The sequence below is a fragment of the Jannaschia seosinensis genome (assembly GCF_001408515.1).
Classification (GTDB): Bacteria; Pseudomonadota; Alphaproteobacteria; order Rhodobacterales; family Rhodobacteraceae; genus Jannaschia; species Jannaschia seosinensis.
In genome coordinates this window covers 1-13,788 of sequence record NZ_CYPR01000121.1, presented here as the reverse complement: position 1 = coordinate 13,788, position 13,788 = coordinate 1, and the positions used below count along the sequence as shown (strand labels likewise).

The 13,788-nt window shown below is 63.9% G+C and carries 15 protein-coding genes; 8 read left to right on the top strand and 7 right to left on the bottom strand.

Features of this window, described 5'->3' with window-relative positions:
- Positions 1-18: 18 nt before the first annotated feature.
- From JSE7799_RS09680 to JSE7799_RS09660, 5 genes are all read left to right on the top strand, one after another.
- Positions 19-1,770 carry a sensor histidine kinase gene (locus tag JSE7799_RS09680; RefSeq protein ID WP_083480445.1) on the top strand — a complete coding sequence of 584 codons (1,752 nt, stop codon included), beginning with the start codon at positions 19-21 and terminating at the stop codon, positions 1,768-1,770.
- A 9-nt stretch (positions 1,771-1,779) separates the two neighbouring features.
- The gene (locus JSE7799_RS09675) at positions 1,780-2,223 is read left to right on the top strand and encodes an HPr kinase/phosphorylase (protein ID WP_083480439.1); all 444 of its coding nucleotides are present in this window, start codon (positions 1,780-1,782) and stop codon (positions 2,221-2,223) included.
- Positions 2,224-2,353: 130 nt separating this feature from the next.
- Complete coding sequence (rapZ, locus tag JSE7799_RS09670) at positions 2,354-3,274, top strand: RNase adapter RapZ (protein ID WP_055663429.1); 921 nt, start codon at positions 2,354-2,356, stop codon at positions 3,272-3,274.
- The gene (locus JSE7799_RS09665) at positions 3,271-3,663 is read left to right on the top strand and encodes a PTS sugar transporter subunit IIA (RefSeq protein WP_055663428.1); all 393 of its coding nucleotides are present in this window, start codon (positions 3,271-3,273) and stop codon (positions 3,661-3,663) included. The genes rapZ and JSE7799_RS09665 overlap by 4 nt, the downstream gene beginning before the upstream one ends.
- Before the next feature lie 38 nt (positions 3,664-3,701).
- Positions 3,702-3,971 carry an HPr family phosphocarrier protein gene (locus JSE7799_RS09660; RefSeq protein WP_055663427.1) on the top strand — a complete coding sequence of 90 codons (270 nt, stop codon included), beginning with the start codon at positions 3,702-3,704 and terminating at the stop codon, positions 3,969-3,971.
- Between the two features lie 557 nt (positions 3,972-4,528).
- Here the strand turns inward: JSE7799_RS09660 and JSE7799_RS09655 are convergent.
- Positions 4,529-5,404, bottom strand: a complete 876-nt coding sequence (locus JSE7799_RS09655; protein ID WP_055663426.1) for a 3-hydroxybutyryl-CoA dehydrogenase — start codon at positions 5,402-5,404, stop codon at positions 4,529-4,531.
- 162 nt (positions 5,405-5,566) lie between these two features.
- On the opposite strand from JSE7799_RS09655, the gene JSE7799_RS09650 reads away from it, so the two are divergent.
- Positions 5,567-6,388 carry a DUF6473 family protein gene (locus JSE7799_RS09650; RefSeq protein ID WP_055663425.1) on the top strand — a complete coding sequence of 274 codons (822 nt, stop codon included), beginning with the start codon at positions 5,567-5,569 and terminating at the stop codon, positions 6,386-6,388.
- 47 nt (positions 6,389-6,435) lie between these two features.
- Here the strand turns inward: JSE7799_RS09650 and JSE7799_RS09645 are convergent, their stop codons facing one another.
- The 6 genes from JSE7799_RS09645 to JSE7799_RS09620 form a co-directional block, all read right to left on the bottom strand.
- Positions 6,436-7,362, bottom strand: coding sequence for an electron transfer flavoprotein subunit alpha/FixB family protein (locus JSE7799_RS09645; RefSeq protein ID WP_055663424.1), 927 nt, complete (start codon positions 7,360-7,362; stop codon positions 6,436-6,438).
- On the bottom strand, positions 7,362-8,120 hold the full coding sequence (locus JSE7799_RS09640) for an electron transfer flavoprotein subunit beta/FixA family protein (protein ID WP_055663423.1): 759 nt from the start codon (positions 8,118-8,120) through the stop codon (positions 7,362-7,364). Before JSE7799_RS09640 ends, JSE7799_RS09645 begins: the two co-directional genes overlap by 1 nt.
- Positions 8,121-8,244: 124 nt before the next feature.
- Positions 8,245-8,817, bottom strand: a complete 573-nt coding sequence (locus tag JSE7799_RS09635) for a cob(I)yrinic acid a,c-diamide adenosyltransferase (RefSeq protein WP_055663422.1) — start codon at positions 8,815-8,817, stop codon at positions 8,245-8,247.
- A gap of 2 nt (positions 8,818-8,819) precedes the next feature.
- The gene (locus JSE7799_RS09630) at positions 8,820-9,023 is read right to left on the bottom strand and encodes a twin transmembrane helix small protein (RefSeq protein ID WP_055663421.1); all 204 of its coding nucleotides are present in this window, start codon (positions 9,021-9,023) and stop codon (positions 8,820-8,822) included.
- A gap of 45 nt (positions 9,024-9,068) precedes the next feature.
- Complete coding sequence (locus tag JSE7799_RS09625; RefSeq protein WP_055663420.1) at positions 9,069-9,890, bottom strand: SDR family NAD(P)-dependent oxidoreductase; 822 nt, start codon at positions 9,888-9,890, stop codon at positions 9,069-9,071.
- A gap of 79 nt (positions 9,891-9,969) precedes the next feature.
- Positions 9,970-10,497: an SH3 domain-containing protein gene (locus JSE7799_RS09620; protein WP_055663419.1), complete on the bottom strand. Its 528-nt coding sequence runs from the start codon at positions 10,495-10,497 to the stop codon at positions 9,970-9,972.
- A gap of 200 nt (positions 10,498-10,697) precedes the next feature.
- On the opposite strand from JSE7799_RS09620, the gene JSE7799_RS09615 reads away from it, so the two are divergent.
- Entirely contained in the window at positions 10,698-13,007 is a 2,310-nt protein-coding gene (locus JSE7799_RS09615; protein WP_055663466.1) for a DNA topoisomerase IV subunit A, read from the top strand.
- Positions 13,008-13,221: 214 nt separating this feature from the next.
- The coding region (locus JSE7799_RS09610) for a GTP-binding protein (protein ID WP_144431640.1) at positions 13,222-13,788 on the top strand (567 nt) is incomplete at its 3' end.

Below are 13,788 nucleotides of genomic sequence, written 5' to 3'. Positions count from 1 at the left end.
ATGGCCTCCGTGACCGACATGGATGTAATCCCCGACGCGCCGCGCAAGAGGTGGTTCGATCTGCGTCGCCGGACGGGTCCGGACGGCCGGAGGTCGCGATCCGGAGAGGTTGTACTCGGCGAAGATTGGGAGCGACCGGAGGGCGTCGTGGAGCGTGAACTGAGCGCCGCCCGCGCCAGACGGGGTCTCTTCTCGCTCGACCGCTCTCCGCTGGCGCGCAAGATCATCCTGTTCAATCTGTTGGCCATCCTGATGCTTGTGGCGGGGGTGCTGTTCCTCAACCCGTCCCGCGACAGCCTAACGGTTCAGCGGGAGCGAGGTCTGGTCACCGAGGCGGTGCTGATCGCCGACATCTTCGAAGCGTCTCTCCCGCAAGCCGCCTCGATCAGTTTGGGATCGGGCGACGGGGTCGATGTAAGTGCCGTCCTCCGGGGAATCGATCTGCCAGTCGGCGTGGAAGTTCACGTCTTCGACGCGGCAGGCCGGTTGGTGGCGGAGGTGACGGGGGATGCCGATCCGCTTGCCGTGGACGGTCTCGGCGAGGCGCGGCAGAAGACCACGATCCTCACCTCTGCGCTCAATGGCATTTGGGAAATCGCATCGGCTGTCTTCGTGCGGGACGATCCAGCCGCACCAAACCCCGCGGATGTCGCGGCAGAACTCGTCGCCGAGGTTGCTCCCGCAGGATCGGCAATTCGAGGATATCAAGGAAACGAAGGGCGTCTGTTTACCGTTGCGACGCCGATCGCGTCGGACGGGCAGGCGCTCGGGACGATCGCCGTCACGACCCGTGCGGGCGAGATCGACGCGCTGGTCCGGGTCGAGCGGGAACAACTCCTGCAGATCTTCGTCATCGCATTGCTCGTCTCGATCGGCCTGAGCCTGGTGCTGGCCTCGACGATCGCGAACCCCCTCTCGGACCTTTCGGCGGCCGCCGAACTCGGTAGGGACAAGAACGCTCGCAAAATGTCGCCGCAGCGCGTCCGCATCCCCGATCTCACCGCGCGGCCCGACGAAATCGGCCGCCTGTCGGGGGCTCTGCGCGGCATGGTCGGTGCGCTTTACGACCGTATCGACTCGAATGAACAATTCGCGGCCGATGTGTCTCACGAGATCAAGAACCCGCTGGCAAGCCTTCGTTCGGCCGTCGGAACGATGCGGCTCGCCAAGACCGACGAGCAGCGGATCCGTCTTCTCGAGGTGATCGAGCATGACGTGCGTCGCCTCGACCGCCTCGTCTCGGACATCTCTAACGCCTCGCGGCTTGATAGCGAATTGGTGAAGGAGGAAGAGGAGCCGTTCGATCTGGTGAAGATGATATCGAACCTCTGCATCCATCATGCCCAAGAGGCTGATGCGCAGGACATCGATTTCGTCACGGACCTGCCCAGTGAGCCAATTGTGACGATGGGACTAGAAGCGCGGCTTGCCCAAGTCTTCGTCAACCTCATCACTAACGCCATGTCGTTTTGTGAGGAGGGGGATGCGGTCCGGGTCTGGATGCGCCGTCGGGAAAACCGCGTTCTCGTTGTCGTGGAGGATACGGGTCCCGGAATTCCCGAAGCCGCCCTTACAAAAGTCTTCAACCGCTTCTACTCGGAGCGTCCGGAGAAGCAATTCGGGAACCATTCGGGTCTCGGTCTGGCGATTTCCAAGCAGATCGTCGAGGCGCATGGCGGCGTCATCTGGACCGAAAACATCCGGCCGACCGACATGGACATCACGTCGGAGCCGCTCGGAGCGCGCTTCGTCGTTGGCCTTCCGGTCTGATTGCCTTCGATGGACGCGTTCCCGTCGCCACCAAGCCCGACACCCTTGGACGGGGATCGGGCGAGTATCCATGGAACGGCTTTGTCGATATCAAATCGGGGGCTGCTGCTCCTTGGGCCATCGGGTTCGGGAAAATCATCCGTCGCAGCCGGTCTGATTGCCCTCGGCGCGGATCTCGTTTCGGATGACCTGGTCGTGCTGTCGCGCAGGGGGGGGGGCCTCCATCTCTCCCGGCCGGCCGGCGCGAAGGCCGCCATCGAACTGCGGGGGATCGGGCTGCGGGACGTTGAAGCCGCTCCTCCGGCGGAATGCACCACAATCGTCTTCCTAAGCCACTCGCGTGCGCGTCTGCCCGAACCCGAAGCCTGGTCCGCTCTGGGCGTCGATCTGCCGATGATCCGGCACCCCGCCACACCGGATTGCGCGTCAAAATTGATGGTCTGGCTACGATGATAGCCACGCCGCAAGACCGGACATGCGCGATCAATCGTGCCGATCCGGAACGGTCGCCGCACGACATCGTGAACGTCCTTCTTTCCCCGCTTGCCGTCCCTATCTTCACCGCATCCAAACAGAGAAAAACATGACGGTTTCTCCGGAGCCCATCGACCTGATCCTTGTCACCGGCCCTTCCGGCGCGGGCCGCACGACGGCAATTCATGTCCTTGAGGATGCGGGTTACGAGGTGATCGACAATCTGCCGCTGTCGCTGACCACACGGCTCCTGGAGCCCGGAATGGATCGGCCGCTCGCGCTCGGGATCGATGTGAGGAACCGCGATTTCAGCGTCGACGCCCTGCTCTCCCTTGCCGCGCGCTTGCGTGCCGATCCTTCGATTGCTGCACGGCTTCTTTACCTCGATTGTAGTCGCGAGGTCCTTATTTCCCGCTTCTCCGAAACGCGCCGGCGTCACCCGATGGCTCCGTCCGAGGATGCCGAAATCGGGGTGATGCGCGAGCTTGAGCTGATCTCGTCTGTCGCGGATCAGGCGGACGTCGTGATCGACACCACCGCGCTGACTGTTCATGACCTCAAGGACGAAATCCTGCGCTGGTTCGGTCGCGACGGCCGAAATCTTGCCGTCTCGGTGCAATCGTTCAGCTACAAGCGCGGCGTTCCGCGGGGGCTGGATATGGTGATCGACGTCCGGTTCCTGACAAATCCGCATTGGGTGCCCCACTTGCGGAACGGGACCGGGCACGACCCGGCGGTCCGCGATCACGTCACCTCGGACATCCGTTTTCCGGAGTTTTTCACGCGGATGCGGGAGCTTCTCATCCTGCTCCTGCCTGCATACCGAGCGGAGGGGCGGGCGCATTTTGCCGTCGGGTTCGGCTGCACGGGGGGGCGGCATCGTTCCGTTGCCGTGACGGAAATGCTGGCTGACGCCCTTGCCGAGCGTGGATGGCAGGTGTCTAAACGGCACCGGGAACTCGATCGACGCGCCGGAGCGCTGATCGCATCAGGGCCGGCAAACACGGCTCATGGGGAAGGCGCCGCATGATCGGCATTGTCATTGTCGCCCATGGTGGGCTGGCCGAGGAATATCGGCGTGCGGTCGAGCATGTCATCGGTCCGCAGGACGGCTTCCGTGCCATCTCGGTCGGCGCAAGTTGCGACCGGACAGACAAGAAAGCGGAGATATGCGCTGCCGTCGATTCAGTCGACGACGGAGACGGCGTCGTGGTCGTGACGGATATCTTCGGCGGTTCTCCCTCGAATCTTTCGATGTGTGCCTGCCGTCCGGACGATCGGGTGATTTTTTATGGTGCGAACCTTCCAGCGCTCATCAAACTGGCCCGCAGTCGGCGCAAGCCTTTGCACGAGGCGGTGACGTTGGCGAAAGCTGCCGGAACCCGTTACATGGACGTCGCGCAAGGTCCGGCGGCCTGATGGTGTTTTGCGCATGAGCGGAAACTGAGAGGTAGGGCATGCCGACGCGCAGGTTCGAAATCGTCAACGAAAAGGGACTTCACGCTCGCGCTTCCGCAAGGTTCGTGGAGACGGTGGAATTGTTCGATGCCCGCGCGCGCGTCGCGCGCGACGGACTGGTGGCCGAGGGCGACTCCCTCATGGGACTTCTGATGCTGACGGCGTCGCGCGGCACCACGATTGAAGTCGAGGCGTCCGGCGCAGAGGCCGAAGCAATGCTCGATGCACTTGGCGAACTGATCGCGACGAGGTTCGGCGAGGAGATGTGAACGGTGCGGGAGCTTCCCGCACCGCCCGCGCTACGACCAAACGTAAGAGTGCAGCATAATTTCGATTGCTCCCAGGAAGATTCTAAGCGCGCTTTCGCGCCCATCTTCAATTGCAGAATGGGTGGCGCGATCCAGCTCACGGATTGGCGACGCGGCAGGGGCGGCCAGCGGCTGACCCTGCAGTTCGGGCGCTAGGGTGTCGGGCGGCGGATGATAGGGCTGTATCGAAGTGCCTGCCGACAAGATTTGGAGAATCCCGAGAAGAGACGGCGCATCATCGGGGTAAACGATTTACATCAACTGGTTGAGGGTATCGTTGAGATCGGTCTGACCAGACTGGTGCATGCTGATGATGATATTCCCTCGCACATCCTTTTGACCGGCAGGCCGGAGGCGGCGGGCCCCGCGATCCTCGCCCCTTTTCCTACGAGGCCACATGTGGGAACGCTCGGGTACGAGATGCAGTTCGCCACAAGGGCTGAGCCCGGAACGGTACGCGCCCGTGGTGCGACTGCAGGCGCAGTGCCGCCGAGGAATGTGCCTGCACTCTCTGCGCTCTACCGCGTCGGGACGGGGGCTTCACCGGAATAGTCGTAGAAGCCGCGCTTTGTCTTGCGTCCGAGCCAGCCTGCCTCGACATACTTCCGAAGCAGGGGGCAGGGGCGGTATTTCGTGTCGCCCAAGCCGTTGTGCAGGACCTCCATGATCGACAGGCAGGTGTCGAGCCCGATCAGGTCGGCAAGCTCAAGCGGACCCATCGGATGGTTCGTTCCGAGCTTCATCGACACGTCGATCGACGCCACGTCGCCGACACCCTCGTGCAGAGTGTAAACGGCTTCGTTCACCATCGGCATGAGGATGCGGTTGACGATGAAGCCGGGAAAATCCTCGGCCGTCGCGGCCGTCTTGTCCAGCCGCTCAACCACCTTGAGACAGGCTTCGTAGGTCGCGTCATTGGTGGCGATACCGCGGATCAATTCCACAAGCTGCATCACGGGGACGGGGTTCATGAAATGAAACCCCATGAACCGATCCGGGCGGTCCGTGCGTCCGGCAAGCCGGGTGATCGAGATGGAGGAGGTGTTGGAAGTCAGGATCGTCTGCGGCCCCAGCGCGGGGACCAGTTCGGCAAAGATGGCGTGCTTCACCTCCTCCCGCTCGGTCGCGGCCTCGACGATCAGGTCCGTCGAGCCGAGATCGGTCAACATCGTTGTCGTTGCGATGCGAGCCAGCGCCTCGTCGCGGTCGGCCTGAGTGATCTTTTCGCGCGCGACTTGCCGATTCATGTTGCGGCCGATCCCGTCGATCGCCGCCTCAAGGGCCTCCTGCCTGACATCGGTCAGGATCACATCGAACCCTGCCTGAGCGCAGACATGCGCGATGCCGGAGCCCATCTGCCCCGCCCCGACGACCCCGACGCGTTCGATCTCCATGTGTTCAGCCTCCGCTTAGGTTTGGCCGGACCATAGCAGCGGCTTGCGGCGCGGCAAGGCGGCGTGGAGTGCGAACAATTCGCATCGAATGATGGGTTCAACCTTTCCGTAAGAGCAAGATGCGAGCGTCGCTGCATCGTTACGAATCGGAGCGTTGCCGCCATGAGCTATGAGGGACCGGGAGATGGCGGGCTGGACTACTATCCGTGCCGCTACGAAGGTTCGCGCAGCGTGTTCCGCGGCCCGGCAGTTTCGCTCGATGCGCCCTTCACGGCGGTCATCGGCGGCAGTGAAGTCTACGGCCGTTTCGTGGAGGATCCGTTCACCGATCAGTTGGCGGAGCGGACGGGCCGCCGCGTGGTCAATCTGGGCCTGCCGAATGCCGGGCTCGATGCCTTCATCCTCGACGAGGCGCTCATGAACATCCTGTCGCGCGCGGAGGTCGTCATAATTCAGGCCATGGGCGCCCAAAATATGTCCAATCGGTACTACACGGTCCATCCGCGGCGCAATGACCGGTTCCTGAAGCAGTCCAAGCAGCTTAGCCGTCTGTTCCGGGATGTCGATTTCAGCGATTTTGCGTTCACCCGGCACATGCTCGCCACGCTTCAGCGGAAGTCGCCCCAGCGTTTCGCTCTCATTGAGGGGGAACTGCGCACTGCTTGGGTCGCGCGGATGCAACTGCTGCTGTCGCGTCTTCCGGGCAAGCGCGTGCTGCTGTCGCTGGAGGGGGGGCCTGATCTCGGGCTGGGCGATGAACCGCTCTTCGTGAATCACGAGATGATGCAGGCGCTGGAGCCGTCTCTCGACAAGGTCGTGCAATGTGATGTGAGCGATCTGCCGGGTGCTGCCGAACTCGACAACATGTCATTCCCCGTTCAAGATCAACCGGTTGCGGAGCGTTCCCTCACGCCAATCGGGCATGACCGTATTGCGGAGGCGCTGGCCCGTGTTGTTCGTCGTGCAAACGGATTGGCTGCTTGACGGAGATCGCCGGCGCCCGGTCTCCCGGATGCCGGCGATCGACTTGATCAGAGTTTCTCGGTCAGCTCGGGCACCAGCGTGAAGAGGTCGCCGACGAGGCCGTAATCGGCAACTTGGAAAATCGGCGCCTCTTCGTCCTTGTTGATGGCGACGATGATCTTCGAGTCCTTCATGCCGGCGAGGTGCTGGATCGCGCCGGAGATGCCGACCGCGATATAGAGATCGGGCGCGACGACCTTGCCCGTCTGTCCAACCTGCCAGTCATTCGGCGCGTAGCCGGAATCGACCGCCGCCCGCGATGCGCCGACGGCGGCGCCCAGCTTGTCGGCCAATTTTTCGATCAGCGCGAAATCTTCTTCGGAACCGATGCCGCGCCCGCCCGACACGACCCGTCCGGCGGAGGTCAGTTCCGGCCGATCACTTTCGGCCAACTTGTCCTCGACCCATTCCGAAAGGTCCGGCGACTCCACCGCACTGACAGTCTCGACGGGCGCGGACCCGCCCTCGGCAGCGGCGTCGAATGTCGAGGTGCGGATCGTCATGACCTTCTTGGCATCGGACGTCTTGACCGTCTGCACGGCGTTACCGGCATAGATCGGGCGCTCGAACGTGTCGGCGTCAACCACGCCCGTCACGTCGGACAGGATCATCGCGTCGAGCAAAGCGGCCACGCGCGGCATCACGTTCTTTGCATCTGTCGTGGAGGGCGCGACGATATGGGAATAGTCGCCAGCGAGGTTCGCGATCAGCGCCGCGGTCGGCTCCGCCAAGCGGTGCCCGAGCGTCGCATCCTCGGCGACGAGAATCTTCGCCACTCCCTCGAACTTCGCCGCCGTCTCGCCCGCGGCGGCGGCGGACGCGCCGGCGCAGAGGATCGTCACGTCGCCCATCTGCTTGGCCGCGCTCAAAGCTTTCGACGTGGCGTCGACGTTGAGTTCGCCATTCGTCACTTCACCGATCAGAAGAACCGCCATCAAACCGCCCCCGCTTCCTTGAGTTTCGCCACGAGTTCATCGACCGACGCGACCATCTCGCCCGCCTTGCGCGCCTCCGGTTCCGTGGTCTTGAGAACTTCCAGCCGCGGGGTGATGTCGACGCCGTAATCGGCGGCCGTCTTCTCCTCCAGTGGCTTCTTCTTGGCCTTCATGATGTTGGGCAGCGAGGCGTAACGCGGCTCGTTGAGGCGCAGATCCACCGTCACGATGGTCGGCATCTTGACCCGGATCGTCTGCAACCCGCCATCAACCTCACGCGTGACGACGGCACTTTCGCCCTCGATCTTCACTTCGGAAGCAAACGTCGCCTGCGACCAGTTGAGTAGCGCGGAGAGCATCTGCCCCGTCGCGTTCATGTCGTTGTCGATCGCCTGCTTGCCCGCGATCACGAGGTCCGGCTTCTCCTCGTCGATCACCGCCTTGAGAAGCTTCGCGACGGCAAGGGGCTCGATATCCTGGTGGACGTCGTCGGCGGCAACGATCAGGATTGCACGGTCGGCGCCCATGGCAAGCGCGGTGCGCAGCGTCTCCTGCGACTGCTTCACGCCGATCGAGATTGCGATAACCTCATCGACGGTGCCGGCTTCTTTCAGGCGGATCGCCTCTTCGACGGCAATCTCGTCGAATGGGTTCATTGACATCTTGACGTTGGCAAGGTCGACGCCCGAGCCGTCCGCCTTCACGCGGACCTTCACATTGTAGTCGATCACCCGCTTGACGGGTACGAGGATCTTCATCGCTCATTCCTCCTTGAACTTCGTATCGGGTCGAGATCTAGCCCATGCGGCATAGGCGAGACAGGCCGAAAACGACGCAGTAAGCGATCGTGACGCGTCGTTTTCGGGGACGACGGTCGTGATGCTACCGGTTTGCGCCCGGAACCCACAGAACGTCCGCGCGGCCGTCGTCGTTCGCAATCCGCGACGCGACGAAGAACCAGTCGGAGAGACGGTTGAGGTAGCGCACCGCCGCGGCGTTCACGTCTTCTGCGGCGGCGAGGTCTACCGTCAGCCGCTCCGCCCGGCGCGTCACCGTCCGGCAAAGATGCAGATGCGCCGCGAGCGGCGAGCCGCCGGGCAGCACGAAACTGCGCAACGGCTCCAGCGCGTCGTTCATCGCGTCGATTTCCGCCTCAAGCCGTTCAACCTGCTTTTCGGCGACGCGAAGCGGCGGATATTCCGCCTCCGCATCTTTTGCCATGTCAGGGCGGCAGAGATCGGCACCGAGATCGAAGAGATCGTTTTGAATCAAGGCCAGCCGGGCATCCATGTCGCCCTCGGCGTGCAGGCGGGCCATACCGATGGCGGCATTAGCCTCGTCGACGGTGCCGTATGCCTCGACCCGCGCCGACCCCTTCGGCACCCGCGTCCCGTTGCCCAGCGCGGTCGTTCCGGCATCGCCGGTGCGGGTGTAGATTTTCGATAGCACGACCATGGTCAGCCTTTCGTTCTGAGATAGACGAAGCCCACAAGCAGCGCGACGGCGACAAACTGCGCGTAGATGCGCCAGCGCATCAGGCGGTTGGCGTGCTTGCGGTTGAAGTCGCCCCCTTTGCCGAAACCGCCGATCCCGGTCAGCAGGATGAGAAGGACGACAAGGCAGGCGCCGCCCACAACGTAGAAGAGGGGATCGTCGAGCATGGAGACCTCAGTTGTGTGGATTGTCGAGAAACGTAAGGCGCGACATCATGAATTCGAGACGATTCTGTCCATCGTCCGCGTCGGCAGCAGGCGCTTCATCGTGGCGGCGATCTTTGTCGGAACCGTGACGCGGTAGCGCGGCCGGGGTCGCGGGGATTCGAGTGCGGGGATCAGCACCTTCGTCACCGCCGCCGCCGACAACTCGAACCTCGCGGCGCGGTCGTCGTGAAGCCGGCCCATGAGGCGTTCGTAATCGTCACAACGGGCTGATGCCTCCCAGTCGATCCAGCGCTCGAACTGTTTTGCGGCATTGGCGCGAAAGCGGGTCCTGATTGGCCCCGGCTCGATCAGGACGACATCGATGCCGGTCCCGCGCATTTCGATCCGCAGCGTGTCGGTCAGGCCCTCAAGCGCGAATTTCGTCGCATTGTAGGCCCCGCGCCACGGTGCCGCAGCAAAGCCCAGCACGCTCGAATTCTGCACGATCCGCCCGGCGCCCTGTTGCCGCATGACCGGGATCACGCGCCGGGTCAGGTCGTGCCAGCCGAAGAAGTTCGCTTCGAAGATTGCGCGCAGGCCGTCCACCGGCAGATCTTCCACCAAGCCTGGAATGGCATAGGCCCCGTTGTTGAAGAGCGCATCGATCCGGCTGCCGGTCGCGTCCAGAACTTCCGCCAGCCCGCGTTCGATCGTCGTGGGACGTTCGTAATCGATCAGCGGCGCGGGCAATCCCTCTGCGCGCAGGCGGGCGCAATCCTCCTCCCGGCGGCAAGCGGCGAAGACCTGCCAGCCGCGCGCAGCCATTGTATGGGCGGCATGGTGGCCGATGCCCGACGAGCAGCCGGTAATGAGGAGGGTGCGGGTCATATCCTGCCCGGTAGCAGGTGATCACATGAACGCAAAGAGCGCGGATCGGCCGCACCTTTTGATCACGTATCTCGGTCAATCACTGCGATGACAAAAATTGCGCGGCCATGAAGCCCGTGCGGCCGGTCGCCAAGTCGCGGATCTCGATCCAGCCATCGCGTTCCGGTGCGAGAGCCTCGGTCAGCGTACCTTCCGGCAGGCTGTCGACGACCTGGTTACCCGTGGATGGCCCGGATCGCAGGTTCACGCGGCTGCCGGTCACGCGGAGGGTTGCACGCGATGTCGCTTCGGCACCGGAGGCGGGCGGCTCACGAAGGCTGACGGTAGTCGGCTCACCAATCCAGCTTGCGGCGGCATCAGGATCGTTCGGGGCAGGGGGCGCAGCGGCAATCGTTGCCGCGTCAGGCACGATCGTATCGGCGGCGGCGCGCGTGACCTGCGTCTCGTCGTCGGCGGCCGTCAGGATCACGGGGCGCTGGTGGGCGGAGGCGATCGGCGCCTCCTGGTCCGCGATGACGCCATCCGCCAGCTCCGCCTTTGGCGCGCCCCAGATCACGAAGCCTGCGTAGATCGCGACGGCGAGCGCGAAGGTCATCTTCATGATCATGACGGATCCCCCGGGGGCGTTCAAAAAGCGGTGTCACAGGCAAACAGCAGGCGCCCCCGGGGGGTTCCCGTTCGCACAAGCTTACCACGCTCGCCGCTGGCAAGGAGGGCCGTGCCGCGGCAATACGTGGCCTTTGTTCGGCGGCAGGACATGGTTCGGTCGCGCTTGTGCCCTACTGGGGCGATGGATACATGGCCGCCATGAGTGAACAGGATGACCTTCCCGATGCACCGGGCGACGTGACGTCGGAACCGCTGAGCCGTGCGATCGGCGAGCGCTACCTGACCTACGCGCTGTCGACGATCATGCACCGCGCGCTGCCCGACGCGCGCGACGGGCTGAAGCCGGTGCACCGGCGCATCCTTTACGCGATGCGGCGGCTGCGGCTGTCCTCGACGGGCGGGTTCCTGAAATCGGCCAAGATTTCCGGCGACACGATGGGGGATTTCCACCCTCACGGCGACGCCGCGATTTACGATGCGATGGCGCGGCTCGCGCAGGATTTCGCCGTGCGCTACCCGCTCGTCCACGGGCAGGGGAACTTCGGCAATATCGATGGCGATAATCCCGCCGCATCCCGCTACACCGAAGCGCGAATGACCGCGGCGGCCGAGGCGCTGCTGGAAGGGCTCGACGAGAACGCCGTCGACTTCCGCGACAATTACGACGGCCGCTTGCAGGAGCCGGTCGTCCTGCCGGCCGCCTATCCGAATCTGCTGGCCAATGGCTCGGCCGGTATTGCGGTCGGCATGGCCACCAATATTCCACCGCATAACATCGACGAATTGATTGCGGCCTGCCTGCACCTGATCAAATCGCCGAATGCCCGCGACGAGACCCTGTTCGAGCACGTGCCCGGCCCGGACTTCCCGACCGGCGGCATCATCGTCGAGCCGCAGGCCAGCATTCACGAGGCCTACCGCACGGGACGCGGCGCGTTCCGGCTCCGCGCGCGTCACGGCGTCGAGGATCTCGGCAAGGGGCAGTGGCAGATCGTCGTGACGGAAATCCCCTATCAGGTGCAGAAGGGGAAGCTGATCGAGAAGCTGGCCGAGCTGATCCAGACCAAGAAGGTGCCCATCCTCGCCGATGTGCGCGACGAGAGTGCCGACGACATCCGTATCGTGCTGGAGCCGAAATCGCGCAACGTCGATCCCGACGTGCTCATGTCCACCCTCTATCGCCAGTCGGAGATGGAGACCCGTTTCTCTCTCAACATGAACGTGTTGATCGACGGCGTGACGCCCAAGGTATGTGGCCTTCGCGAGGTGCTTCAGGCGTTCCTCGACCATCGGCGCGACGTGCTGCTGCGCCGCGCGCGTCACCGGCTGGAGCAGATCGACCGGCGGCTCGAGGTGCTCGAGGGATTCATCCTGGCCTATCTCAACCTCGACCGGGTCATCGACATCATCCGCTATGACGATGCCCCGAAAGAAGCCCTGATGGCGGAGCCGTGGGGCGAGGGGTATGTGCGGGCGAGGGACGAGGCCGATTACCGCTCGCCGCTTCCCGCGAAGCGTCAGCCGACGCTGACCGACGTTCAAGCCGAAGCGATCCTCAACATGCGGCTGCGCGCTCTGCGCCGGCTCGAGGAAATGGCCCTAATGCGGGAGCGGGACGCGCTCCGGGAGGAGCGGGCCGGGCTCGAGGACCTCATCGCGAACGAGGCGGTGCAGTGGAAGGCGATCGCAGACCAGTTGCGCGAAGTCCGCAAGACCTTCGGCAAATCAACCGAACTCGGCCGTCGCCGCAGCGAATTCGCCGAGGCGATCGAGGTTGCCGACGTTCCTCTCGAGGCGATGATCGAGCGGGAACCGATCACCGTCGTCTGCTCCAAGATGGGGTGGGTGCGCGGCCTTTCGGGGCATCAGCCGCTCGACAAGGAGCTCAAGTTCAAGGACGGCGACGGGCCGGCCTTCATGTTTCACGCCGAGACGACGGATCGCCTGATCGTCTGGGGAAGTGACGGACGGGCCTTCACGCTGCAGGCCAGCACGCTGCCCGGCGGGCGCGGCATGGGAGAGCCGCTGCGCCTGATGATCGATCTGCCCAACGAGACGGAGATCGTGGACCTGTTCATCCACCAGGCGGGTCGGAAGCTGCTTCTGGCGTCATCGGCGGGCGACGGTTTCCTCGTGCCCGAGGACGAGATGATCGCCATGCGCCGCGCCGGAAAACAGGTGCTCAACGTTCGCGGCGGCGCGCGTGCCCTGCGGCCGGTGACCGTGGAGGGCGACCACGTGGCCTGCATCGGCGAGAACCGGAAGATGCTCGTCTTCCCGCTGGACGAGTTGCCGGAGATGCCACGCGGCAAGGGCGTTCGGCTGCAGAAGTTCAAGGATGGAGGGCTGTCGGACGTCACGGTGCTGACCTTGGCCGAGGGGCTGAAATGGGCCGATCCGGCCGGACGCATACGCCACCAGCAGGATCTGTCCGAATGGGTCGGGACCCGGGCGCAGGCCGGTCGGATGGCGCCACGTGGCTTCCCGCGCGACAACCGCTTCCCCTGAAGCTTCAGGCCGCGGATCGTGTTTGGCGGCGCGCTGATCCGAGGCGCGTCAGCGCGTTAATCACCGCCGCATATCCCAAGGGCCTTCGGCGCATCGCAGCGTGAGGTCCGCCGCTCCGCTTGCCGGACTTGCCAACGACCATCCATCCGGCTAGACGGCGCCCGATGCAATTCCGGGGGCCTTTCGGTCCTCTTTTTCAAATCAGGGGCCCAGCATGGCGAAGGCAAAGTTCGAGCGCACGAAACCGCACGTGAACATCGGTACGATTGGTCACGTGGATCACGGCAAGACGACGTTGACGGCGGCGATCACGAAGTATTTCGGCGATTTCCGGGCCTATGACCAGATCGACGGCGCGCCGGAGGAGAAGGCTCGCGGGATCACGATCTCGACGGCGCATGTGGAGTACGAGACGGAGAACCGTCACTACGCGCATGTCGACTGCCCCGGCCACGCCGACTACGTCAAGAACATGATCACCGGTGCCGCGCAGATGGACGGCGCGATCCTCGTGGTGAACGCGGCCGACGGCCCAATGCCGCAGACGCGCGAGCACATCCTTCTGGGCCGCCAGGTCGGCATCCCGACGATGGTCGTGTACATGAACAAGGTCGATCAGGTCGACGACGAGGAGCTTCTGGAACTCGTCGAGATGGAGATCCGCGAGCTGCTGTCGTCCTACGATTATCCGGGCGACGACATTCCGATCGTCAAGGGCTCGGCCCTGGCGGCGATGGAAGGCCGTGACGAGACGATCGGCGAGAACTCCATTCGTGAGCTG

Excerpts from the sequence above, each read along its gene's own strand:
- JSE7799_RS09665 (WP_055663428.1), top strand. The coding sequence starts at position 3,271 with ATGATCGGCATTGTCATTGTCGCCCATGGTGGGCTGGCCGAGGAATAT.
- JSE7799_RS09655 (WP_055663426.1), bottom strand. The coding sequence starts at position 5,404 with ATGGAGATCGAACGCGTCGGGGTCGTCGGGGCGGGGCAGATGGGCTCC.
- JSE7799_RS09630 (WP_055663421.1), bottom strand. The coding sequence starts at position 9,023 with ATGCTCGACGATCCCCTCTTCTACGTTGTGGGCGGCGCCTGCCTTGTC.
- JSE7799_RS09625 (WP_055663420.1), bottom strand. The coding sequence starts at position 9,890 with ATGACCCGCACCCTCCTCATTACCGGCTGCTCGTCGGGCATCGGCCAC.
- JSE7799_RS09675 (WP_083480439.1), top strand. The coding sequence starts at position 1,780 with ATGGACGCGTTCCCGTCGCCACCAAGCCCGACACCCTTGGACGGGGAT.
- JSE7799_RS09680 (WP_083480445.1), top strand. The coding sequence starts at position 19 with ATGGATGTAATCCCCGACGCGCCGCGCAAGAGGTGGTTCGATCTGCGT.
- JSE7799_RS09635 (WP_055663422.1), bottom strand. The coding sequence starts at position 8,817 with ATGGTCGTGCTATCGAAAATCTACACCCGCACCGGCGATGCCGGAACG.
- JSE7799_RS09620 (WP_055663419.1), bottom strand. The coding sequence starts at position 10,497 with ATGATCATGAAGATGACCTTCGCGCTCGCCGTCGCGATCTACGCAGGC.
- JSE7799_RS09645 (WP_055663424.1), bottom strand. The coding sequence starts at position 7,362 with ATGGCGGTTCTTCTGATCGGTGAAGTGACGAATGGCGAACTCAACGTC.
- JSE7799_RS09640 (WP_055663423.1), bottom strand. The coding sequence starts at position 8,120 with ATGAAGATCCTCGTACCCGTCAAGCGGGTGATCGACTACAATGTGAAG.
- rapZ (WP_055663429.1), top strand. The coding sequence starts at position 2,354 with ATGACGGTTTCTCCGGAGCCCATCGACCTGATCCTTGTCACCGGCCCT.
- JSE7799_RS09660 (WP_055663427.1), top strand. The coding sequence starts at position 3,702 with ATGCCGACGCGCAGGTTCGAAATCGTCAACGAAAAGGGACTTCACGCT.
- JSE7799_RS09615 (WP_055663466.1), top strand. The coding sequence starts at position 10,698 with ATGAGTGAACAGGATGACCTTCCCGATGCACCGGGCGACGTGACGTCG.
- JSE7799_RS09650 (WP_055663425.1), top strand. The coding sequence starts at position 5,567 with ATGAGCTATGAGGGACCGGGAGATGGCGGGCTGGACTACTATCCGTGC.